Source organism: Planococcus sp. TJ-302, from assembly GCF_058268455.1.
The window spans coordinates 1-23,771 of record NZ_JBZDOI010000006.1 but is presented as its reverse complement, the minus strand read 5'-3'; the positions used below and the strand labels follow the sequence as shown (position 1 = coordinate 23,771).

24 protein-coding genes, 1 rRNA gene, 1 pseudogene and 2 other annotated features are annotated in these 23,771 nt (G+C 46.4%); all 26 genes and pseudogenes read right to left on the bottom strand.

The window, feature by feature from the left end:
* Positions 1-58: 58 nt before the first annotated feature.
* The gene (gene rpoB, locus AC4EHB_RS16425) at positions 59-3,613 is read right to left on the bottom strand and encodes a DNA-directed RNA polymerase subunit beta (RefSeq protein ID WP_490976669.1); all 3,555 of its coding nucleotides are present in this window, start codon (positions 3,611-3,613) and stop codon (positions 59-61) included.
* Positions 3,614-3,828: 215 nt separating this feature from the next.
* The gene (locus AC4EHB_RS16420) at positions 3,829-4,431 is read right to left on the bottom strand and encodes a class I SAM-dependent methyltransferase (protein ID WP_490982074.1); all 603 of its coding nucleotides are present in this window, start codon (positions 4,429-4,431) and stop codon (positions 3,829-3,831) included.
* 124 nt (positions 4,432-4,555) lie between these two features.
* A complete protein-coding gene (rplL, locus tag AC4EHB_RS16415) occupies positions 4,556-4,915 on the bottom strand; it encodes a 50S ribosomal protein L7/L12 (RefSeq protein WP_490976667.1) in 360 nt (119 codons plus the stop codon).
* A 56-nt stretch (positions 4,916-4,971) separates the two neighbouring features.
* A complete protein-coding gene (gene rplJ, locus AC4EHB_RS16410) occupies positions 4,972-5,472 on the bottom strand; it encodes a 50S ribosomal protein L10 (RefSeq protein ID WP_490976666.1) in 501 nt (166 codons plus the stop codon).
* Between the two features lie 36 nt (positions 5,473-5,508).
* Positions 5,509-5,656: a sequence feature (ribosomal protein L10 leader region), on the bottom strand.
* Between the two features lie 42 nt (positions 5,657-5,698).
* The gene (gene rplA / locus AC4EHB_RS16405) at positions 5,699-6,394 is read right to left on the bottom strand and encodes a 50S ribosomal protein L1 (RefSeq protein ID WP_490976665.1); all 696 of its coding nucleotides are present in this window, start codon (positions 6,392-6,394) and stop codon (positions 5,699-5,701) included.
* 105 nt (positions 6,395-6,499) lie between these two features.
* On the bottom strand, positions 6,500-6,925 hold the full coding sequence (gene rplK, locus AC4EHB_RS16400) for a 50S ribosomal protein L11 (protein ID WP_033542812.1): 426 nt from the start codon (positions 6,923-6,925) through the stop codon (positions 6,500-6,502).
* Positions 6,926-7,087: 162 nt separating this feature from the next.
* The gene (nusG, locus tag AC4EHB_RS16395) at positions 7,088-7,621 is read right to left on the bottom strand and encodes a transcription termination/antitermination protein NusG (protein ID WP_135500609.1); all 534 of its coding nucleotides are present in this window, start codon (positions 7,619-7,621) and stop codon (positions 7,088-7,090) included.
* 103 nt (positions 7,622-7,724) lie between these two features.
* A complete protein-coding gene (gene secE, locus AC4EHB_RS16390; protein ID WP_135500608.1) occupies positions 7,725-7,910 on the bottom strand; it encodes a preprotein translocase subunit SecE in 186 nt (61 codons plus the stop codon).
* Between the two features lie 60 nt (positions 7,911-7,970).
* Positions 7,971-8,045 (bottom strand): annotated as a pseudogene (gene rpmG / locus AC4EHB_RS16385) (50S ribosomal protein L33); the annotation flags it as partial.
* A gap of 140 nt (positions 8,046-8,185) precedes the next feature.
* Positions 8,186-8,836 (bottom strand): RNA polymerase sporulation sigma factor SigH, encoded by a 651-nt coding sequence (sigH, locus tag AC4EHB_RS16380; protein ID WP_490982073.1) that lies wholly within the window; start codon positions 8,834-8,836, stop codon positions 8,186-8,188.
* 68 nt (positions 8,837-8,904) lie between these two features.
* A complete protein-coding gene (locus AC4EHB_RS16375; protein WP_490982072.1) occupies positions 8,905-9,414 on the bottom strand; it encodes an NYN domain-containing protein in 510 nt (169 codons plus the stop codon).
* A gap of 4 nt (positions 9,415-9,418) precedes the next feature.
* Positions 9,419-10,171 carry a 23S rRNA (guanosine(2251)-2'-O)-methyltransferase RlmB gene (rlmB, locus tag AC4EHB_RS16370; protein ID WP_490976662.1) on the bottom strand — a complete coding sequence of 251 codons (753 nt, stop codon included), beginning with the start codon at positions 10,169-10,171 and terminating at the stop codon, positions 9,419-9,421.
* On the bottom strand, positions 10,168-10,587 hold the full coding sequence (locus AC4EHB_RS16365) for a Mini-ribonuclease 3 (RefSeq protein WP_490976661.1): 420 nt from the start codon (positions 10,585-10,587) through the stop codon (positions 10,168-10,170). Before AC4EHB_RS16365 ends, rlmB begins: the two co-directional genes overlap by 4 nt.
* Positions 10,588-10,591: 4 nt before the next feature.
* A complete protein-coding gene (gene cysS / locus AC4EHB_RS16360; protein ID WP_490982071.1) occupies positions 10,592-11,992 on the bottom strand; it encodes a cysteine--tRNA ligase in 1,401 nt (466 codons plus the stop codon).
* On the bottom strand, positions 11,989-12,651 hold the full coding sequence (cysE, locus tag AC4EHB_RS16355) for a serine O-acetyltransferase (RefSeq protein WP_490976659.1): 663 nt from the start codon (positions 12,649-12,651) through the stop codon (positions 11,989-11,991). The genes cysS and cysE overlap by 4 nt, the downstream gene beginning before the upstream one ends.
* Before the next feature lie 56 nt (positions 12,652-12,707).
* Positions 12,708-12,920, bottom strand: a binding site (T-box leader).
* A gap of 41 nt (positions 12,921-12,961) precedes the next feature.
* The gene (gene gltX, locus AC4EHB_RS16350) at positions 12,962-14,425 is read right to left on the bottom strand and encodes a glutamate--tRNA ligase (protein WP_490982070.1); all 1,464 of its coding nucleotides are present in this window, start codon (positions 14,423-14,425) and stop codon (positions 12,962-12,964) included.
* Between the two features lie 42 nt (positions 14,426-14,467).
* Complete coding sequence (gene ispF / locus AC4EHB_RS16345) at positions 14,468-14,968, bottom strand: 2-C-methyl-D-erythritol 2,4-cyclodiphosphate synthase (protein ID WP_490976657.1); 501 nt, start codon at positions 14,966-14,968, stop codon at positions 14,468-14,470.
* On the bottom strand, positions 14,965-15,660 hold the full coding sequence (ispD, locus tag AC4EHB_RS16340) for a 2-C-methyl-D-erythritol 4-phosphate cytidylyltransferase (RefSeq protein WP_490982069.1): 696 nt from the start codon (positions 15,658-15,660) through the stop codon (positions 14,965-14,967). The genes ispF and ispD overlap by 4 nt, the downstream gene beginning before the upstream one ends.
* Before the next feature lie 13 nt (positions 15,661-15,673).
* Positions 15,674-16,774, bottom strand: a complete 1,101-nt coding sequence (locus AC4EHB_RS16335; protein WP_135500597.1) for a PIN/TRAM domain-containing protein — start codon at positions 16,772-16,774, stop codon at positions 15,674-15,676.
* 93 nt (positions 16,775-16,867) lie between these two features.
* Complete coding sequence (radA, locus tag AC4EHB_RS16330) at positions 16,868-18,247, bottom strand: DNA repair protein RadA (protein WP_490976655.1); 1,380 nt, start codon at positions 18,245-18,247, stop codon at positions 16,868-16,870.
* A 64-nt stretch (positions 18,248-18,311) separates the two neighbouring features.
* Entirely contained in the window at positions 18,312-20,753 is a 2,442-nt protein-coding gene (locus AC4EHB_RS16325; protein WP_490976654.1) for an ATP-dependent Clp protease ATP-binding subunit, read from the bottom strand.
* Complete coding sequence (mcsB, locus tag AC4EHB_RS16320; RefSeq protein ID WP_490976653.1) at positions 20,750-21,841, bottom strand: protein-arginine kinase McsB; 1,092 nt, start codon at positions 21,839-21,841, stop codon at positions 20,750-20,752. Before mcsB ends, AC4EHB_RS16325 begins: the two co-directional genes overlap by 4 nt.
* Entirely contained in the window at positions 21,831-22,328 is a 498-nt protein-coding gene (locus tag AC4EHB_RS16315) for a UvrB/UvrC motif-containing protein (protein WP_490982068.1), read from the bottom strand. The genes mcsB and AC4EHB_RS16315 overlap by 11 nt, the downstream gene beginning before the upstream one ends.
* Positions 22,329-22,375: 47 nt before the next feature.
* Complete coding sequence (locus AC4EHB_RS16310; RefSeq protein WP_490976651.1) at positions 22,376-22,846, bottom strand: CtsR family transcriptional regulator; 471 nt, start codon at positions 22,844-22,846, stop codon at positions 22,376-22,378.
* A 155-nt stretch (positions 22,847-23,001) separates the two neighbouring features.
* Positions 23,002-23,247: a hypothetical protein gene (locus tag AC4EHB_RS16305; protein ID WP_490982067.1), complete on the bottom strand. Its 246-nt coding sequence runs from the start codon at positions 23,245-23,247 to the stop codon at positions 23,002-23,004.
* A gap of 448 nt (positions 23,248-23,695) precedes the next feature.
* Positions 23,696-23,771, bottom strand: a 5S ribosomal RNA gene (gene rrf, locus AC4EHB_RS16300); the annotation flags it as partial.

The window sequence follows — 23,771 nt, the reverse complement described above, 5'->3', positions numbered from 1 at the left end:
TGCGACCAAGTGATTGGAAGCCGGCCGGCCAGTTAAGCCGATCCGCTTCCAAAATGTATCAATCAACTGTTCCAACAGAAGCTTCTTTATCTGCGATTGGCAAGATGTTCAATGAATCCGCTGGCTGAAGATCTTCTTCTTCATCCAAATCGCGTAATTCGATTTCCTCGTCGTCAATCGTTAACATCTTAACATCCATACCTAAACTTTGAAGCTCTTTGATCAAAACTTTGAACGATTCAGGAACACTTGGTTCTGGCACGCTTTCGCCTTTGACAATTGCTTCATATGTTTTCACGCGTCCGACAACATCATCCGATTTCACAGTCAGGATTTCCTGAAGTGTATGGGCTGCCCCATAAGCTTCAAGAGCCCATACTTCCATCTCACCGAAGCGCTGTCCACCGAACTGGGCTTTACCGCCCAATGGCTGTTGCGTAACGAGCGAGTAAGGTCCTGTTGAACGGGCGTGCAATTTATCGTCGACCATGTGGGCAAGTTTGATCATGTACATAATCCCTACAGACACACGGTTGTCGAATGCTTCACCTGAACGGCCATCATAAAGGATGGTTTTTCCGTCGCGCGGCATGCCAGCTTCTTCCATTGTTTCCCATACATCTGCTTCATTGGCGCCGTCAAATACAGACGATGCCATATGAATTCCAAGCGAGCGTGAAGCCATACCTAAGTGAAGCTCCAAAACTTGCCCAATGTTCATACGTGATGGTACACCAAGAGGATTAAGCATGATATCTACAGGTGTTCCGTCTGGCATAAATGGCATATCTTCCTCAGGAAGAATACGTGAGATAACACCTTTGTTCCCGTGGCGTCCGGCCATTTTATCGCCGACTGAAATTTTACGTTTCTGAACGATATAAGCACGCACCAATTGGTTTACACCAGGTGGCAGCTCATCACCATCTTCGCGGTTGAAAATTTTCACATCAAGTACGATTCCGCCTGCTCCGTGTGGAACACGAAGAGAAGTATCGCGTACTTCACGCGCTTTTTCCCCGAAGATTGCATGCAATAAACGTTCTTCAGCTGTCAATTCAGTTACTCCTTTTGGAGTTACTTTGCCGACTAAGATGTCGCCGTCTTTCACTTCGGCCCCTACACGGATAATTCCGCGGTCGTCCAAGTTGCGCAATGCATCTTCGCCGACGTTCGGGATGTCACGTGTGATTTCTTCTGGCCCAAGTTTCGTATCACGAGAATCTGACTCGTACTCTTCAATATGGACAGAAGTATAGACGTCATCTTTCACAAGTCGTTCGCTCATGATGATCGCATCTTCATAGTTAAAGCCATCCCAAGTCATGAATGCAACTAGGACGTTGCGTCCAAGCGCCATTTCACCGCGTTCCATTGAAGGTCCATCAGCTAAGATATCGCGAGGCGAAACCCGGTCCCCGACTTTTACAATCGGTCGCTGGTTATAGCTTGTCCCTTGGTTGGAACGGACAAATTTCTGCAATTTATAAGCAGTAAGGTCGCCCTTCACTTCTTTGCCATCTATTTCTTCAATACGGCGCACTTTAATTTCGCGTGCTTCAACGGATTCTACAATCCCTTCAAACTTGGCGATAACTGCTGCACCTGAATCCCTTGCAGCCAAATGCTCCATGCCCGTGCCGACGAAAGGCGCTTCAGGGTTTAATAGAGGAACTGCTTGACGCTGCATGTTCGCTCCCATCAATGCTCGGTTGGAGTCATCGTTTTCAAGGAACGGGATACAAGCTGTTGCTACCGAAACAACCTGCTTCGGCGAAACATCCATATAATCGATGCGTTCACGTTTAAGCAATGTGTTTTCACCGCGGAAACGGGCCACCACTTCATCTTCTACAAAAGAACCGTCATCATTTAATCGCGAATTAGCCTGAGCTACTACGTAATTATCTTCTTCATCGGCAGTCAAATAGTCGATTTGAGGTGTTACAATGCCTGTTTCTGGATCTACACGGCGGTAAGGCGTTTCGATAAAGCCGAATTTATTCACTTTAGCGAATGTTGATAATGTATTGATCAAACCGATATTTGGCCCCTCAGGCGTTTCAATCGGACACATGCGTCCATAATGAGAGTAATGGACGTCACGTACTTCGAATCCAGCGCGCTCACGCGTCAAACCACCGGGTCCTAATGCAGAAAGTCGGCGTTTATGCGTCAATTCGCCCAATGGATTTGTTTGATCCATGAACTGGGAAAGCTGAGAGCTTCCGAAGAATTCTTTGATGGAAGCAATTACCGGGCGGATATTAATCAATTGCTGCGGCACGATCGCTTGCGTGTCGTTGATCGACATACGCTCACGCACAACGCGTTCCATACGGGATAAACCGATGCGGAATTGGTTTTGCAGCAACTCCCCTACTGAACGGAGACGTCGGTTTCCAAGATGATCGATATCATCCGTGTTTCCAACTCCGTAAAGTAGGTTAAAGAAGTAACTAATAGAAGAAATGATATCGGCTGGCGTTACATGCTTGATCTTGTCTTCAATGTAAGCGTTGCTGATAACATTGATTTCTTTTTGAGTTTCATCATTCGGCGCGTAGATCTTCACAGATTGCAATGTAACATCGCCTTCTAGGACTCCGCCATTTTGGGTAACTGAATGGAAATTAACTCCAGCTTCCAAGTAAGGGATCAAGCGATCTAGGACACGGCGATCGATTAGCGTGCCTGCTTCAACCAGGATTTCACCCGTTTCCGGATCAACCAGCGTCTCAGCAATAGTCTGATTAAAGAGACGGTTTTTGATGTGAAGCTTTTTGTTCATTTTGTAGCGGCCGACATTTGCAAGGTCATAGCGTTTTGGGTCGAAGAAGCGTGAGTAAAGTAAGCTCTTAGCGCTTTCGACTGTTGGCGGCTCTCCAGGGCGGAGGCGCTCGTAAATTTCAAGAAGCGCTTTTTCAGTGCTTTCTGTATTGTCTTTTTCAAGCGTGTTTTGCAGGTATTCGTTGTCCCCAAGCAATTCGATGATCTCCTGGTCGGATCCGAAGCCCAATGCTCTTAAAAGTACAGTAACTGGCAATTTACGCGTGCGGTCGATTCTGACATAGACTACGTCTTTTGCGTCAGTTTCATATTCAAGCCATGCGCCGCGGTTAGGAATAACCGTTGCTCCAAAGCCTCTTTTACCGTTTTTGTCTGTTTTGTCGTGGAAGTAAACACTTGGTGAACGCACTAATTGAGAAACGATGACGCGCTCTGCGCCATTGATGACAAAAGTACCAGTTTCCGTCATTAATGGGAAATCGCCCATAAAGACATCTTGTTCTTTTACTTCGTCTGTTTCTTTGTTGTGGAGACGCACTTTTACGCGAAGTGGAGCCGCATATGTGACGTCGCGTTCTTTCGATTCAGAAACTGGATACTTTGGTTCTGCGAGACTGTAATCTACAAACTCGAGTGAAAGATTTCCAGTGAAATCTTCAATCGGCGAGATATCTCGGAACATTTCGCGCAGCCCTTCTTCGAGGAACCACTCATAAGACGCTGATTGAATTTCAATCAGGTTAGGAAGATCGAGCACTTCTTTAATTCTCGAAAAACTTCTACGTTGACGATGTTGCCCGTACTGAACTAGTTGACCTGCCAACTTATTCACCCCTCAATAAAACGATTATAGGTCTTTGCGATTTTCACCGGATGGTGTATGATATCGAAAAGACAAAAAGAAAACGAGGCTAAACAATAGCTCATTTTCGGTATACCCGTGATTTGCTCTGTCGCCATGCCAAGCCCCAAAAAGGGCAAACGACCTCAAAATAATAATTTTGCATTTCATTATAATAACACAAGGGATTTGTCAAGTCAAACTTTTCTGGCTTCGAAAATAAAGTAACCCTTCTTCTTGTCAGCCTGCCGGCAATTGCCGAAAAGTCCCTCTAATTTCTCCTGCGTCGAAGGCGCACCCTGCTTTTTCTGGATAACCACCCACAGGGATCCACCACTTTCCAGCTTCTCAAATGCTTCTTCGTAAAAACGGAATATCGTATCTTTTCCCGCACGTATCGGCGGGTTGGTCAAGATCGCCGAAAAGCCTTCCGCCTCAACAGCAGCCAGTCCGTCACTTTCATAAATCCGAACATTGGCCACTCCATTTTTCTCTGTATTCTTTTTAGCCAATTCAATGGCGCGTGCATTCACGTCTACCATATGAACTTCTTTGTGGGGAATTGTTTTGGCGATGGCCATTCCGATCGGCCCGTATCCGCAGCCGACATCGAGAATTGGCCCGTTCAAGTCCGAATCTTTAAATGCTTCGATCAGCAGCCGCGAGCCAAAATCGACCTCACCCTTACTGAACACACCCGCATCTGTCTGGAAATGAAATTCTTCGCCCCGCAATGTATATGTCCATTCTCGAGGATTGCTTTTTGTTTGAGGATTTTTGGAATAATAATGCTGTGACACAAGGAGTCCTCCTTACATTTATCAACTCAGCACAATGCCGCACCGGAATTTCCGGTTTTAAAAAGAAGAAAAAGCCCGTCGGTGAATACTGACGAGCTTCTTTCTTATTCAAAAGGTGTTGAAATTATTTAACTTCTACTGAAGCGCCAACTTCTTCAAGTTTGCCTTTTACTTCTTCAGCTTCTTCTTTAGTAACGCCTTCTTTGATTGCTTTAGGAGCTTCGTCAACTAGTGCTTTAGCTTCTTTCAAGCCTAGGCCAGTAACTTCGCGTACTGCTTTGATAACTTTGATTTTTTGATCGCCAGCAGCAGCTAGGATTACATCAAATTCAGTTTGTTCTTCTTCAGCAGCACCGCCAGCAGCAGCTGCAGCAACAGGAGCAGCAGCAGTTACGCCGAACTCTTCTTCGATTGCTTTTACAAGGTCGTTAAGTTGTAGAACTGTCATTTCTTTGATTGATTCTAAGATTTGTTCTTGTGTCATTATAGTTTCCTCCTATGGAAAGTTGATTTTTTTGTCGTGCTTATCCGGCTAACTTATTAAGCGCCTTGTTCTTCTTTTTGGTCTGCAACTGCTTTTGTAATAGCAGCAAAGTTGCGGACTGGAGCTTGAAGTACGCTGAGTAGCATAGAAAGTAGACCTTCGCGTGATGGAAGTTCTGCTAATGCTTTTACATCGTCAGCAGATGCAACAGTGCCTTCGATGATACCCGCTTTAATTTCAAGCGCTTCGTTCTTTTTAGCGAAATCGTTGATGATTCTCGCTGGAGCTACTACATCTTCGTTAGAAAATGCAATTGCGTTTGGTCCTGTCAAGTGTTCGTTGATCGCTTCAAGACCGTGCATTTCTGTCGCACGGCGAGTCATTGAGTTTTTGTAAACTTTAAACTCAACGCCTGCTTCACGAAGCTGTTTACGAAGTTCTGTTACTTGTGCAACATTCAAACCGCGGTAATCAACAACTACAACAGAAGCTGCAGCATTGAATTTATCAGCGATTGTCTGCACGACAACTTTTTTCGTTTCAACTGCTTTGCTCATTTTGGCACCTCCTATAGATTTTTCAATTCGTACCGTCAGCCCATAAGAAAAGCCTCTGGTCTATACAGACACAGAGGCATAATATCAGCATCAAAAAGATGTCAACTGAATTCATCATGTCCTCGGCAGGGATAAATTAAGCGGCTGGCGCCCCTGCTGTCTGCGGTACAAATATGCATTTCACAACTTCGCAATTATAGCAACGCGGAAATGGTTTGTCAAACTCTTATTTTCCTACAGTAGAAGTATCCACTTTAATAGCAGGTCCCATTGTAGTTGTTACGTTTAGGGATTTGATGTATACGCCTTTAGCAGCCGATGGCTTAGCTTTAAGGACAACATCGTAGATCGCTTCCAAGTTTTCAGCAAGTTTGCCGTCTTCGAAAGAAACTTTCCCGATTGGCGCATGGATGATACCCGTTTTATCTGCACGGTATTCCACTTTACCAGCTTTGATTTCTTGAACAGCTTTTGTTACATCAAATGTAACTGTGCCTGTTTTCGGGTTTGGCATTAAGCCTTTTGGCCCTAAAACGCGCCCAAGTTTACCAACTTCACCCATCATGTCAGGAGTTGCTACGATAACATCGAAGTCAAACCATCCTTGTTGGATTTTCTGGATATATTCAGCATCGCCGACGAAATCTGCGCCAGCTGCTTCAGCTTCTTTAAGTTTTTCGCCTTTAGCGAAAACCAATACGCTTTGAGTTTTACCAGTACCATTCGGAAGCACTACTGCTCCACGGATTTGCTGGTCGTTCTTGCGCGTGTCGATTCCAAGACGGAAAGCCACTTCTACTGTTGCATCGAAGTTTACTGTGCTTGCTTTTTTAGCAAGTTCGATCGCTTCTTTAGCTTCGTAAAGTTTTGTACGGTCGATCAATTTTGCTGCATCTTGCAGCCTTTTGCCTGTTTTAGCCATTTTAAACGTCCTCCTTGTTGTGGTCTAACGGTTTAAACCTCCCACGATTAAAGGCTGCGCGGTTCATATTGAACTCACGCAACCCATCCAAAAACAACTGCTGTATTAGTCTTCGATTGTAATGCCCATGCTGCGAGCAGTACCTTCAACCATCAACATTGCAGCTTCAACTGAAGCAGCATTTAGATCTGGCATTTTAGTTTCTGCGATTTCGCGAACTTTGTCGCGTTTTACAGTCGCTACTTTATTGCGGTTCGGTTCGCCTGAACCTGATTCAATACCGGCTGCTACTTTAAGTAGAACAGCTGCGGGTGGAGTTTTCGTAATGAATGTAAATGAACGATCTTCAAATACTGAAATCTCAACTGGAATGATCAGTCCTGCTTGATCTGCCGTACGCGCGTTGAACTCTTTACAGAAGCCCATGATGTTAACACCTGCTTGACCCAATGCTGGACCAACCGGTGGCGCTGGATTAGCTTTTGCTGCAGGGATCTGCAATTTTACAACTTTAATAACTTTTTTAGCCACGAAACACACCTCCTTAAGTCCGTGATGTGGTAATAGGGTTTCCCCTCCCACTCAATATCTCTGTCAACTATGTTGATAGAATTAATTAGCTTGTACAAATTGTCTGATGACAGTCTGACCTATGAAATAATACCACTTCCCTAAGAGAATAGCAAGGGGTATTTAAATTTTATGGGCCTGCTCGAAATCAAGTTCCATTTTTGTTTCACGGCCAAAGATATCGATCGACACTTTGACTTTGCCTTTTGTTTCGTCGATTTCTTCGACTTTCCCTTGGAAGTTCGCAAATGGCCCTTCCATGACTTCAACGGTATCGCCCACTGCAAAGTCGATATCCACTTTGCGCGCAGCCATGCCCATCTGTTTCAGGATGAAATCGACTTCCTCATCTAAAAGCGGCGTCGGTTTCGCACCACCGCCCGATGAACCGATAAAGCCGGTTACGCCCGGCGTGTTGCGCACAACATACCAAGACTCATCCGTCATGATCAATTCAACCAGCACGTAACCCGGGAAGGTTTTGCGCATGACCGTACGTTTTTTGCCATCTTTGAAATCTGTTTCCTGTTCTTCCGGGATGATGACGCGGAAGATCTTGTCTTGCATGCCCATCGTTTCGACACGCTTCTCCAAATTCGCTTTCACCTTGTTCTCGTATCCGGAATACGTATGGACCACATACCAATTTTTCTCCATATTCGTTCGGACTAAACGTCCGTCCCTCCTTTTTTCACCAAATGAAAAAACCCGTTCTCAACTGCTGACGGGCTATTTTTGACATGTTATTGTTGTTGATCCTTTAAAGTGCCAAGAACCAGCGGAATAATTCCGAGATGCCTGAATCAATCAATGCGAAGAAAAGCGCCATGAAGATGACCGTTGAAAGAACCACTATCGTATAGCGTGTTAGTTCTTTGCGTTTAGGCCAGCTAACTTTTCTCATTTCCGAAACGACGTTCTTAAAGAAACTGCCAATGTTGCCCATTGTTTAAAAAACCTCCGAAAATTTAAAATCACTCTATATCGTTCGGCATTCACTTAATATTCATATCGTTTGTTTATGCACGGTATGCCCATTGCAATGAGCACAGGATTTATTAAGTTCCAAACGTGTGCTAGGTTCCGAACGCGCCGGAACCGTATAATTGCAGGATGCACATTTCGAGCAGCTTAAACGATTTTTTTAGCCATATTTCTTCACCCTATTCGAGTTTTCAGCTTTTTCCAGATTAGCATCTAAAAAGTAACCTGTCAACAGCGTCAGGACGTCTGCGTCTCATCCAGCTGAAGATGCCGCTCCAATTTGCGCTTGACGCGCTGCAGCGCATTGTCGATGGATTTAACGTGGCGTTCTAATTTTTCTGAAATTTCCTGATAGGATTGTCCGTCGAGATACAGCGCCAGCACTTCCCGTTCGAGATTGCTGAGCACTTCCCCCATTTTTGCTTCCATGTACATGAACTCTTCGTTGTTAATCATCAATTCTTCAGGATCATCCACGCCGTTGCCTGTCAGCACATCCATCAAAGTGCGGTCTGATTCCTCATCGTAGATCGGTTTATCCAATGAAACATAGGAATTCAGCGGAATATGTTTTTGGCGGGTCGCCGTTTTGATCGCCGTGATGATCTGGCGGATGATGCACAATTCGGCAAACGCACGGAACGACGATAATTTATCGCTGCGGAAATCACGAATCGCCTTGTATAAACCGATCATCCCTTCCTGGATGATGTCTTCCTTATCGGCGCCGATCAAAAAGTAAGAACGCGCTTTCATGCGGACAAAATGCCGATATTTCGTAATTAAATAATCCAAGGCCTCAGTATTTCCGCTGTGGACTAAGCTGACAAGTTCCTCATCTGACATTTCTGTGAATCGTTGGGCTTGAACTTGCTCATGATTTACCACGGCTATCCCTCCGGTTGCGAGCCTCGATATCCTCAGTATACAGGAAGCAAAAATTGAGCGTCAACCTATCATTTCTGTCCCCTGCGCCATTTTTCGAAAATTTCAGCTATTTCATCAGACAGCAGGATCTTTGAGAAAGCGCGCTGCTCCTGGATTTCTTTTACTTTTTTTGTAATATCTCGCTGTATTTCTTCTGTTTCAATTTCCAGCTCCCGAGCCGAAATTCTTAGCGCGCCTTTGCCGAAAATCACCCGTTGCTCGGTCATATCTGATGTCGCGACGTAAATCTGGTCACGTCGGTTGCCAAGACTGTCCGCCAGCTTTTCGATTCGTTCATCGGCCGTCTCGCTTTCCCGGGTAAAAATCACTTCTATATCATGGCGCCGGTCTTTTGCTTCGATGCCAGGCACCAGGTGGGCATCAAAAACGATGATGACCCGCCATCCCTTATAGCTCTGATATTCCGCCATGCGCTCAATCAGCCGATCTCTGGCATCCGCCAACTTGTCTTTTTTCAGTTTCTGAAGTTCTGGCCAATCCCCAATGATGTTATACCCATCCACCAGTAGAATGTCCATTGCCTCAACCTAGTGGATTGCGCTTTCTGTAGACTTCGTACATCAGAAGGCTAGCAGCGACAGACGCATTGAGCGACGTGACATGCCCGACCATCGGCAGCTGGTAAAGGAAATCGCATTTATCGCGCAGCAGGCGGCTCATGCCTTTGCCTTCGCTGCCGATGACGACGGCAAGCGGCAATTTAGCGTCCATTGTCCGATAATCAGCAGATTCCTTCGCATCTGTACCGGCAATCCACAGGCCACGCTTTTTCAATTCATCAACGGTTTGCGATAAATTATTGACCCTCACCACTGGCACATGCTCGATCGCACCGGTTGAGGATTTTGCAACAACCGCCGTCAACCCGACTGCCCGGCGTCTCGGAATAATCAACCCGTGGACACCGATAGCATCCGCGGTGCGCATGATCGACCCCAAATTATGCGGATCTTCAAGTTCATCGAGAATGAGAAAGAACGGATCTTCAGAGCGGCTTACCGCCGCTTCGAACAAGTCATCCAGCTCTGCATAATTATAGGCCGCTACTGCTGCCGCGATTCCTTGGTGGTTGGAATCGGTCAGGCTGTCGATTTTTTTCTTCGGCACGAATTGCACCAAGACTTTTTTCTCTTTAGCCAGTTCCAAAATTTCCATGATGCCTTTTTTCTGAACGCCTTCAGCAATCCAGATTTTATTGACATCGCGGTCGGCGCGCAACGCTTCCAGTACAGGATTTTTGCCGCCGATGATTTCTGGCGTTAGTTCTTCGCTCATTTGACCACTCCTCTCAACTCTTCAACAATCTCGATGGCGTAGCGAATGACCTCGCCTGTCCGCTCCTGCCGTTCTTTCAAATACAGCCAGCCCAGAACCGCTTCGAACGCGGTACTGAAATTATAGGTCTGGACGTCGGTATTTTTGGGCACGGAGCCTGATTTGGCGTTGCGGCCGCGCCGCATGACCGCCAATTCTTCTTCCGTTAAAAAACCTTCTTCCGTCAACCGTTTCAGCACCATTGCCTGAGCTTTTGCCGAGACGAACGTCGTCGCCTGGCGGTGAAGCGTATTCGGTTTAACGCGCCCCGAGCGCAGCAAATGTTCGCGCACTGCCTGCTCATAGACAGCGTCCCCCATATAGGCGAGCGCAAGCCCGTTCAGCTGGTCGACATCTTGGTTCCGTAACACATTCATGCTGTCAACCCCGCTTCCAACGCGTGCCTTGCGCTGTATCTTCCAAAATGATGCTTTTCTCTTTGAACAAATCGCGGATTTCATCGGCACGGGCAAAATTGCGATTCTTGCGCGCTTCGATCCGTTCCGCAAGCAGCGCTTCGACTTCTTCGTCCAATAATTCTTCCTGCTCGTTGAACGGCAGCCCAAGAACACCCGCTAATTCGTCGAACATCGCGATAAATGCCGAAAGCACTTGCGTTGATGTCTGCTTTTCCAGTAAATACGTATTCGACAGCTTCGACAACTCAAAAAGCTTTGAAATGGCATTTGCTGTATTAAAATCGTCATCCATCGTTTCAAGGAACTCCGCTTTGATGCCGTCCATTTTTGACAGCCAAATGTCCGAATGGTCCCCGAGGTCGGCGGACGCTTGCAAGCGATGCTTTAAATTGGCGTATGCCGTGCGCAGGCGGTCCAATGCTGCAATGGCATCTTCCACTAATTGCTGCGAATAGTTGATCGGATGTCGGTAATGCACGGACAGCATGAAGAATCGCAGCACTTGGGGATTGAGCTCTTTCAGGATGTCATTGACCAAAACGTAATTATTCAGTGATTTGGACATTTTTTCATTGTCGATATTGATATAGCCATTGTGCATCCAGTAGCGTGCAAACGGTTTGCCTGTCAGCGCTTCCGACTGTGCGATTTCGTTTTCGTGGTGCGGGAACGTCAAATCCTGTCCGCCGGCGTGGATGTCGATTGTGTCGCCGAGGTGCTCGCGCGCCATCACTGAGCATTCGATGTGCCAGCCTGGACGTCCCTGGCCCCATGGGCTTTCCCAAGAAATTTCGCCAGGCTTGGCCGTTTTCCACAGCACAAAGTCCAAAGCATCTTCTTTTTTGTCGCCCGTTTCGATGCGTGCACCGATTTTCAGCTCGTCGACCGATTGATGCGACAATTTGCCGTAGCCTTCGAATTTGCGGGTGCGGTAATAAACATCGCCTTGCGACTCATAGGCATAGCCTTTTTCGATCAGCACTTTAATGAAATCGACAATCTGCGGCATATGGCCCGTTACACGGGGATGGACATCTGCTTCGCTGCAGCCCAACGCTTTCGTATCTTCAAAATAGGCACCGATGAACCGCTCAGCCACTTCCGGCACTTCTACGCCAAGTTCCTTGGCCGCCTTGATTAGCTTGTCATCGACATCCGTGAAATTAGACACATACGTTACGTCATAGCCGCGGTATTCCAAGTAGCGGCGTACGGTATCATAGACGATGACCGGACGGGCGTTGCCAATGTGGATGTAATTATAGACGGTCGGCCCGCACACATACATCTTTACTTTTCCCGCTTCTAACGGAATAAACGCCTCTTTTTGGCGTGACAATGAATTAAAAATTTGGATCGTCATTGGAGTTCCCCTGCTTTCTTTTGAGCATTTTTCAGTTGTTCCACTTCGCGCTGCAGCGCAGCAATCTTCATTTCCATGCTGTCGCATTTGTCCATGACCGGATCCGGCATGTTCTGGTGGTTCAAGTCCGGCTTCACTTTGACGCCGTCTTGCATGACCACTTTGCCTGGAATTCCGACAACGGTCGAATTCGGCGGAACATTCTTCAAAACCACCGAACCGGCACCCACTTTGGAATTAGCGCCGATGACAATCGAACCGAGCACTTTCGCGCCGGTCGCGACCAGCACGCCGTCTTCTAATGTCGGATGGCGTTTGCCGCGTTCTTTTCCAGTCCCGCCAAGTGTGACGCCTTGGTACAGCGTCACGTCATTGCCGATAATGCATGTCTCGCCGATCACTACGCCCATGCCGTGGTCAATGAAGACCCGGCGGCCGATGACCGCGCCCGGGTGAATTTCGATGCCCGTGAAAAAACGGCTGATCTGAGAGATGGCCCGTGCGATGAAAAATAATTTATTTTTGAAAAAGAAATGAGCCAGCCGGTGCAACCAAATAGCATGGAGGCCTGCATACGTCAGAATGACTTCCGGGTAGCTGCGGGCGGCCGGATCTTGTTCAAAAATAACATCAATGTCTTCTTTCAATAACTTCCACATCTTCTTAACTCCTTCCTAACCTAGGGCAAAATAAAAAGCGCCCCTGTCAAATTAATGACAGAGACGCATAATTGCGCGGTTCCACTCTGATTAGAAGGGCTGAGCCTTCTCTCTCGAAGCCTTTAACGCAGGCGGCACGTCTGGTCTACTTGATTCGACTCAGCACTCAGAGAGGCATTTCCGTGCCGCAGAGGCCCAGACCCCTTTCAGCCGGTGGAGGTCTTCTCTACAGAGCGTGCGCACGTACTTCTTCTCGTCAACGTTTTGGTAATAGTAGATTTATTGTACCTCTTTTTTAGCAGAAGTCAATTTACGCGCTTGCGAACTGGGCAACACGGGCAATTGTTTTGTCTTTGCCGAGCAACGAAATGGCATCCGGCAATTCAGGTCCGTGCATTTGGCCCGTCGTGACAATGCGGATCGGCATAAAAAGATTTTTCCCTTTGTGGCCTGTCGCTTTTTGCACTGCTTTGATCGACGCTTTGATATCAGCCGCTTCAAAGCTTTCCAGGTTTTCCAACTGCTCTTTGAAAGAAGCCATCACTTCCGGCACTTGTTCGCCGGCAAGCACCGCTTTTTCATCTTCCTCGAACGTCAGCTCATCAACGAAGAACACTTCGGTCAATTCCGTAATCTCAGCGCCATAGCTCAATTGCTCATGATACAGGGCAATCAGCTTTTCAGCCCATTCGGCTTGTTCCGGTGTCAACTCTTCAGGCAGCTTGCCCGATTTTTGCAGATGCGGAAGCGCCAAGGCGACCACTTCTTCCAGCGTCATTTGCTTGATGTACTGGTTATTCATCCACGTTAACTTCTGTTTATCGAACATCGATGCCGATTTGGAAAGGCGGTTCACATCGAAAATGCGGATCAGCTCTTCTTTCGAGAAGATCTCTTCTTCCCCTTCCGGAGACCAGCCAAGAAGTGAGAAGAAATTGAACAACGCTTCAGGAATAAATCCAAGATCCTTGTATTGGGATATGAACTGGATAATCGATTCATCGCGTTTCGACAGTTTTTTGCGGTCTTCATTGACGATCAATGTCATATGGCCGTAAGTTGGGTAATCCCAGCCGAATGCGTCAAATATCATCATCTGTTTCGGTGTGTTCGACAAATGCTCTTCTCCGCGGAAGACATGTGAGATTTCCATCAAATGGTCATCTACGACAACTGCGAAATTATAGGTCGGGATGCCGTTCGTTTTCACGAGTACCCAGTCACCGACGTCCTTCGACTCGAATGATACCGGCCCGCGGACCAGATCCTCAAACTCATACGTTACGTTAGCTGGCACTTTCATACGCAAAGTATGGGAAAGGCCGGCAGCTTCTTTTTCAGCTACTTGTTCAGCAGTTAAGTTGCGGCATGTCCCAACGTATTGAGGAGCAGCAATGCCTGCAGCTTTTTGGGCTTCGCGTTCTGCTTCTAATTTTTCAGGCGTACAAAAGCATTTATAAGCATTTCCTTGTTCAAGCATTTGGCCAGCGTATTTCTTGTAGATGTCTAGGCGCTCCATCTGTCGGTACGGACCGTATTCGCCGCCGATATCAACCGACTCATCGTATTCGATGCCAAGCCATTTCAAATTGTCTAACTGCGAGGTTATTCCGGTTTCGATATTCCGTGCAATGTCGGTATCCTCGATCCGGACGATAAATTTGCCGTTATTATGGCGTGCATATAAATAATTGAACAACGCTGTGCGTGCTCCTCCGATATGCAAATGGCCAGTCGGGCTCGGAGCGTAGCGTACGCGTACTTCTTGTGTCATGTATATTTCCTCCTCATTTAAATAACAATATCCTTTATTCTATCATTCTGGAACGTCCAGCGAAAGCGGGCGCTGCACCAGTAAAATCACAGCCAGCGCTGCGATGCCTTCTTCACGGCCCGTAAATCCTAGATGCTCCGAAGTCGTCGCTTTAACGTTGACTTGCGACACATCTGCTTCCAGCAAGCGGGCAATCGATTCGCGCATCTGCTCAATATACGGCGCCAATTTCGGTTTCTGTGCGATGACGGTGCAATCGACATTACCCAGTTCATAGCCTTGTTCTTTTACATATTGCCAAATATGCGACAGCAGTTTTTTGGAATCCGCGTCCTTGAATTCAGGGTCCGTATCCGGAAAATGCTTGCCGATATCGCCTCCGCAAATCGCGCCAAGCGCAGCGTCCGTAATCGTGTGCAACAGCACATCCGCATCCGAATGCCCAAGCAACCCTTTAACATGGGGAATTTCAATGCCGCCTAAGATGAACGGCCGCCCTTCTACTAATTGATGTACATCATATCCCTGTCCAATTCGAATCATTTCAATTCCTCCTGTATCCGGCTCTCCAAAATGGCTTTGCCATAAATCAAGTCTTCCGGAGTAGTCATTTTCACATTTTCATAGGTGCTTTCAATAATATGTACCGGATGGCCGATGCGCTCTACGAGCATCGCTTCATCCGTACCGATAAAACCGGCTTCGTTTGCCGATTGTGCCGCCTCAAGCATAAGCTCATAAGTGAACGCTTGCGGCGTCTGAATCATCCACAGCTGTTCCCGGTCTACAGTCTCCGTAATAATCCCATTTGCCGCTTTTTTGATGGTGTCTTTCACCGGGACCGCAGCAATCGCCGCCCCTTTTTGAGCCGCTTCCTGTACCAGACTGGCGATGACGCGAGGCGCAATGAATGGCCGCGCCGCGTCATGCACCAATACAACACCGCAAGGCGGAATCGCTTCAAGACAAGCTCTGACACTGTCTTGACGCTCCATTCCGCCTTGTGCATAGCCTTTTACTTTCGTAATTCCGTAATCCGCAACATAGCGTTCAATTACACTGCGCTCTTCTTCTTTTACCGCAAGCCAAATCGCGTCACATTCCGGATCATTCTGAAAGACTTCGAGCGTGTAAACGAAAATCGGTTTGCCGAAAAGCTCCAGCAACAATTTGTTTTTATCTGCCTTCATCCGTTTTCCACTGCCCGCAGCAGGCAAGACCACTGTATAGTTCATATTGCGACATCCTTTATCCATTCATTGAGGCTTGGCGCCCCTCACGCGGTTTCGCAAAAATCATGCGGCCCGCCGATGTTTGCAGCACACTCGTCACCGTCACATTAATAGCTTGGCCGATATAGCCTTTGCCGTCTTCAATGACAATCATCGTGCCGTCATCTAAATAAGCTACGCCTTGATTTTGTTCTTTGCCGTCTTTGATCACGACAACGTGCATATCTTCACCCGGAATGACAACCGGCTTCACAGCATTCGCCAAATCATTGATGTTCAGCACCGGCACATTGTGCAATTCGCAGACTTTATTCAAATTGAAGTCGTTTGTTACTACTTGCCCGCCCATTTTCTTCGCAGCGCGCATCAATTTCATATCAACTTCAGCGACTTCATCGTAATTTTCTTCGGTAATCACAATCGCACCTTCACGCTCAGCCTGGAGGCGTTTCAAAATGTCCAAGCCGCGGCGGCCGCGTGTCCGTTTTAGCGTATCCGACGAATCCGCGATATGCTGCAATTCCGACAACACGAAATGTGGTACGACAAACGTACCTTCCATAAAACCGGTAGCTGAAATGTCTGCAATCCGGCCATCGATGATGACACTCGTATCAAGCAATTTATAGGACATGTTTTTTACAGGCTCTTCAGGTTCCGCCTTTTTATGGTTCGTCATAATGCGCTGAGGCGTCAGCATGCCGACCATTTCTTCCCGCTTCTTAAATCCGACTTGGAACCCTAAATACCCGAGCACCACAGACAGAATAATTGGAGCTGCCGTAGCGACAATCGGGATATCGATGGTGTTCAAGGCGAATCCGATCAGGAAAGCCACCACCAATCCGATGATAAGCCCTACCGTACCGAACAATAGATCCGGAGTCGGTGCATGGAGCAATTTCTCTTCCATCCACCTCACAAATTTAACAATCGAATCCGCAAACAATAATGACAATAAAAAGAATACAAGGGCGCCGATCAAAGCAAATACGATGGCATTATTAATCCACGGGCTGTCGGGAATGGGAATAAGTTCAAAAACATAGGGCAAAAATATGATTCCGACGGTAGCGCCAATCAGTAAAAATAAAATCTGGATAATTCTCTTTAACATGGACTCCACCTCCTTTTAAATAATTATACACGTTTTGTAATGGAAACGCTGTGTTCGGCTTTACAGTAAAGAAAAAGAGGGCAATGCGCCCTCTTACTGCTGTGGGAATATTTCTTTCAATGCATCGTTGACACTTTCGACGCCGACTACCCGGATTCCTTCAGGATAATCCCAGCCGCCCAGATTCGAAGCCGGAATGATAGCGCGTTTAAAGCCGAGCTTAGCCGCTTCCTGAACACGCTGCTCAATGCGCGATACCCGCCGAACTTCACCCGTCAATCCGACCTCTCCGATGATGCAGTCATAGACGTTCGGCGCAATATCCCGGTAGCTGGAAACAATACTCGCCAGCACAGCCAAATCGATGGCCGGTTCATCCAGTTTGACGCCTCCGGCCACTTTGATATAAGCGTCCTGTGACTGCAGCAGCATACCCACCCGTTTTTCAAGGACCGCCATCAATAACGAAATCCGGTTTTGGTCGATGCCAGTTGCCATCCGTTTCGGATAATTGAAGCTCGACTGCGTTACCAACGCCTGGATTTCTACCAGAATCGGCCGCGTGCCTTCCATCGAAGCGACGACGGTCGACCCTGCCGCTCCGCTCGAGCGTTCCTGAAGGAAGAGTTCCGACGGGTTCAACACTTCCACTAACCCGCTTTGCAGCATTTCAAAAATCGCGATTTCATTTGTCGAGCCGAAGCGGTTTTTGACGCTGCGCAAAATCCGGTACGTATGGTGCCGCTCGCCTTCAAAATAAAGCACCGTATCCACCATGTGCTCCAAAATACGCGGCCCTGCAATTTGCCCTTCTTTTGTAACATGGCCGACCAGGAAAATCGCGATATTTTTGGTTTTAGCAATGCGCATCAATTCGGCGGTACTTTCTCGCACTTGGGTCACACTGCCTGGTGCCGACGTCACTTCCGGATGATACACGGTCTGGATGGAATCGATAATGACAAAATCAGGTGCCACATCTTCAATTGTATGATTAATCAGTTCCAGATTCGTTTCCGCATAAATGAATAATTCCGGCGACGCGGCGTCTAAGCGCTCCGCGCGCAGCTTCGTTTGGCGGATCGATTCTTCTCCCGAAATATACAATACCCGGTTGCCATTATTCGCAAGCATCGCAGACACTTGAAGAAGCAGCGTCGATTTTCCGATCCCCGGATCACCACCAATGAGCACGAGCGAACCCGGCACAATGCCGCCGCCGAGAACCCGGTTCATCTCGCCCATTTTCGTATCCACCCGCGGTTCATCCTGCGTTTCGATTGAGTTGATCGGTGTGGCTTTTTGAGGTACAGAAGCCGAATGCTGGAATGCGCCGCGCGTACCTTTAGGCACTGCCATTTCGACTTCTTCCACCATTTGGTTCCACTCGCCGCAGTTTGGGCATTTGCCCATCCATTTCGCTGATTCATAGCCGCATGATTGACAGATGAATTTCGACTTTTTCTTAGCCATGACTCTCTCCCTTTCCATATAAAAACCGCCCGCCGAAAATCCGGCGAGCGGAATGATTATTCTTTTATTCCTTGATATCCGCCGTTGTGCGAACGATAAATTCGTCATTTTCTACATCGAATACGATATGTTGCCCCGCAATTGCCGTACCTTTCAATAATTCTTCAGACAAGCGGTCTTCAACGTGTTTTTGAAGAGAACGGCGAAGTGGGCGGGCACCATATTCCGGATCATACCCTTCCTTCGCGATTTTTTCAAGCGCAGCGTCTGTCAGTTCCAAATCAATATGCTGTTGTTTCAAACGATCGACCAATTGCTGGGACATCAAGTTGACGATTTTGCGCAAATCTTCCCGTTCAAGAGAATGAAACACAATCATGTCGTCAATACGGTTTAAGAACTCCGGACGGAAAGCTTTTTTCAATTGGCCCAGCATTTTCGCTTTCATGTCCTTGTAATCCGTTTTCCCGTCCTGCAAATTGAATCCTACGTATTTATTGTATTTCAATTCTTCCGCACCAACATTGGATGTCATGATGATCACCGTGTTGCGGAAATCGACGCGTCGGCCTTTCGAATCAGTCAAACGTCCATCTTCGAGAACTTGCAACAGGATGTTGAAGACATCCGGATGCGCTTTTTCAATTTCATCTAGTAATATCACTGAATACGGTTTTCTACGGACTTTCTCCGTCAATTGGCCGCCTTCTTCATACCCGACGTAACCCGGAGGCGAACCGACAAGGCGTGAAGTCGAATGTCTTTCCATATACTCGGACATGTCAATGCGGATCATCGCTTCTTCATCTCCGAACATCGCTTCTGCCAAAGCGCGGGCAAGTTCCGTTTTACCGACACCCGTAGGTCCAAGGAAAATGAACGAACCAATCGGGCGTTTCGGATCTTTCAAACCTGCACGCGCACGGCGGATCGCTTTGGAAATCGAAGTCACGGCTTCTTCTTGTCCGATTACGCGATTGTGGAGAAGATCTTCCAAATTCAATAATTTTTCAGTTTCTGTTTGCGCCAATTTAGAAACTGGAACGCCTGTCCACATAGAGACGACCGCTGCAATATCCTCAACCGTCACTTCAGACTCTTCTTTGCCTTGCTTTTCTTTCCACTCTTTCTTTGTTTTATCCAATTGATCTTTCAGCTTTTGCTCGGCATCGCGCAAAGAAGCAGCTTTTTCGAAAGCCTGGCTTTGGACAGCCGCATTCTTCTCATTGCGGGCAGATTCCAAGCGATCTTCCAACTCTTTCAAATCAGGTGGAGTCGTATACGAACGAAGACGGACTTTAGAACCCGCTTCGTCAATCAAATCAATTGCTTTATCCGGCAAGAAACGGTCAGAAATATACCGGTCGGACATGACCGCTGCCGCTTCAATAGCTTCGTCTGTAATTTTCACGCGGTGATGCGCTTCGTAACGGTCTCGCAACCCTTTAATGATTAGAATGGATTCTGCCACTGTTGGCTCATCCACTTGAATCGGCTGGAACCGGCGCTCAAGGGCAGCATCTTTTTCGATGTATTTTCGGTACTCGTCCAATGTAGTAGCACCGATGCACTGCAATTCTCCGCGTGCCAATGACGGTTTCAGAATGTTCGAAGCATCAATTGCCCCTTCCGCTCCACCTGCACCGATCAATGTATGAAGTTCATCGATAAACAGGATGACATTGCCCGCTTGGCGAATTTCGTCCATCACTTTTTTCAAACGATCTTCAAATTCACCGCGGTATTTCGTACCGGCAACAACAGTCCCCATATCAAGCACCATAACACGTTTGTCGCGCAGCGTTTCCGGTATTTCATTATTGACAATCTGCTGTGCCAATCCTTCGGCAATCGCTGTTTTACCAACACCCGGCTCACCAATCAACACCGGATTATTTTTCGTGCGGCGGCTCAACACTTCGATTACCCGTGTAATTTCCTTGCTGCGCCCAATGACCGGATCCAAACTGCCTTCGCGCGCCACTTGAGTCAAGTCGCGTGCCAGGCCATCAAGAGTCGGTGTATTCGCAGAAGCATTTGGGCTGCTTCCTGTATTTGAAGCCTGTTCGTTGCTTCCCAATAGCTGAAGCACTTGCTGGCGAGCTTTGTTCAAGCTGACGCCTGCATTGCCAAGTACCCGCGCAGCAACTCCTTCACCTTCGCGTATCAAGGCAAGCAGCAAATGCTCGGTCCCAATATAGGAATGGCCAAGCTTGCGTGATTCATCCACCGATAACTCGATGACTTTCTTCGCCCTCGGAGTATAATGGACAATCGGCCCTACATCTTTTTCGCCGACACCGACCAGTTCTTTAATGCCTTCTTCGATTAGTTGTGTATTAACATCAATTGCTTCTAGAGCTTTAGCAGCTATGCCGCCGCCCTCACGAATCAATCCAAGCAAAATATGTTCGGTCCCAATCGATTCGTGTTTCATGCGGATGGCTTCTTCTTGAGCTAGTTGAAGAACTTTTTGTGCGCGTTGTGTAAATCGATTAAACATCATGCAAAATCCTCTCCTTTGTTAGTTACACTATCCTTATTCAAACGCTCGCGGAATAATTTTGCGCGGGCAATATCTCTTTCAGTTGGCTGTAAAGGGCTGCCTGAATACTGCTGCAAAAATGCCGGCTGCATAAAAATCATCAATTCATTTAATATCGACATATCGATATCTTTAATTAATTTTAAATCGATGCCCAATCGGACATTCGATAAGCAAGTCGCCGCTTCCTCTGTAGACAACAATCTTGCATTGGCTAACGTACCGAGAGAGCGATACACCCGGTCTTCCAAAGCGACCGGCGAATTATTCAAAATCGCATCCCTCGCCCTGCGTTCTTGTTGAATGATTTGGTCGGTCATACTTTCCAAGTCTTGCAAAATTTCATATTCTGACTTGCCAAGCGTCATTTGATTGGAAATCTGGTATACATTGCCCAGCGCTTCGCTGCCTTCTCCGTAAATACCTCTCACAGCCATTCCTAAACGTGAGATTGCCGGAACGATCCGCGCGATTTGCTGTGACATTGTCAACGCTGGCAAATGCAGCATGACTGAAGCTCGCATTCCTGTTCCTGTATTAGTCGGGCAACTGGTCAAATAACCATATTTTTCGTGAAACGCATACGATAAATGCTGTTCCAATAGATTATCCAGGTCATTGGCCACCTGATACGTTTCTTTCAAATGGAACCCAGCCCGTAAACTTTGAATCCGCAAATGGTCTTCTTCATTGACCATTATACTGAGCTCTTCATTTTCCGAAAGAAGAACTGCGCCGGAATGGCTTTCCTTCACTAAGTATGGGCTGATCAAATGCTTTTCAATCAACACCTCTCGCTGGAGAGGAAGGATTTCCTGTATATCAATATGGGTGAATTCCAAGTTCAATTTACGTCCTTGGTCTATCAGCACCGATGAAATCGCCTTGTCTACTTTTAATGCTTCGTCTTCTGAAAACGAGTAAGGAAATTTAAAATCGCTTAAGTTACGAGCTAGCCGTATCCGGGTGCTCATTGCGATATCTGCATTTTCACTATCTGTTTCCATCCAACTGCTAGCTTTAGGCTGCAGAAAACGATCAATTTCCATCCGCCTCACCCCCTACAAGTTGGAGAGTAAGAGCCCTTACCTCATCACGCAGTTTTGCCGCTTCTTCAAAATCCTCATCGGCAATAGAAACTTGCATCTGTTTTCGTAATTCTTCTATCTCTTTTTTTATCTTTAAGGTACTGCCGTAAGCAGAAGGTATTTTACCTTCGTGCCTATAATTTCCATTATGAAGTCTCTTGAATATATTATCTAAATGATCTTCAAAAGCTTCGTAGCAAGTAGCACAACCGAATTTTCCGATTTCCATGAATTTAGAGAATGTGAATCCGCAATTCGGGCATACAGCTACTTCCTTTTTGACTGGATTAACAGAGGTTTTTTGGTTTGGAAACCAATTGGGCAATAATTGGTGAATGGCCATAGGATCTTGCTCAAAAGTATAATTTAGATTATGGCTTTCAGCAGCACAGATTGGGCAAAGGTTGCGTTGGATTGTATTGCCATTCACATTTTGTTTGACGATCACAGAAGCCGGCCTTTTCCCGCATTGCTCACAAAACATTTGATCACCTCTCAAATACTCGACTGATATTTCAAAGTAAATAACATAGCGATTAGAATTCTCGCTCTTACCTCATCACGCGTCGGCAACGGCAGAAGCAGCGTCGCGCGATCGCTCGCACTCAGGATTAATTTCGCTTCCCTTTTAGAAATGATATCCTCGTTTAATAGCCTAAAAACAATATCTTCTGCCATGCTTTGAGAGGCACCTTGCTCCAAGCGTTTAATAACATCGGAAAGAACATCGGATTTCGTATGAAGCGTGATGCGCTTAATGCGGATATATCCGCCACCGCCTCTTTTGCTTTCTACGAGATAGCCGCGATCCGCTGTAAATCGAGTATTGATCACGTAATTTATTTGCGAAGGGACACATTGAAATCTTTCGGCGATTTCATTGCGTTTGATTTCAATATAGTCTCTTTCGCTTACTTCTATAATCCCTTTTAAATACCCTTCAATTATGTCCGAAATATTCCGCATCGCCATCACCTCTCAGGTACCTAATTAGTCTTTAATTGACTTTGACTATATTTGACTTAATTATACACTAAGCTTTTTAAGGATTTCAAATTCTACGATTTGAATAATACAATCAAAAAATGTCTCGAGACTAATTATCCCCGAGACATCATAAGTTATTCTTTATCCATAATCCGCTTTACAAAATCCTTAGTGTGGCTGGAAATCGATTTCGTATCTTCTTCGCAATATTTTGTTTTCCATTTAGTGCCTTCCCGCCAAACTTCTACGACATCTCCTTTAGCCACATCGTGTGTGAAATCGGAGATTGGAAAAGTAAATTGATCTTCTTGTTTATTCAACGGAGTGAGCAGCGCAGTTCTTTTATCAATTGTTTCTACTTTATACAAACCTGGTTTCATGCATATCACCTCATTATCAGTTTTCCCAATGCGCGACGTTGTTAATCATTATGGTGCTTATTTTTAAAAATCTTATGATAAATTTCATCATTCAAGCTTTTAAAATTTTGAAAACAATTTGTTTCGATAACTTATGAAAAGGTGGGAAGTTCTTAGAAAATTTTAGAATAGAGGTTTTAATTTTCTTATTTCTATCCCTGTCTTTCAAATCCAGACACAAAAACTCTACCCTTCTGACAATTGTGCTATATATGACAATGAAGGTACATTTTAATTTATTCAATTGAAAAATCTATTAAAATTTCGATTTATTCTTTATGGCATTCATGCCACTATTGCAATAGTGAATAACTTTTGATCAAAAGACCGTTAGGCGCACAGTGATCCGGACAATGTCCAGACGCACAAAAAAACCGCTGCCGGTTAAGGCAACGGTTTTCTTTCTCTAGACCAGCGACGTCCTACTCTCACAGGGGGAAACCCCCAACTACCATCGGCGCAAAAGAGCTTAACTGCCGTGTTCG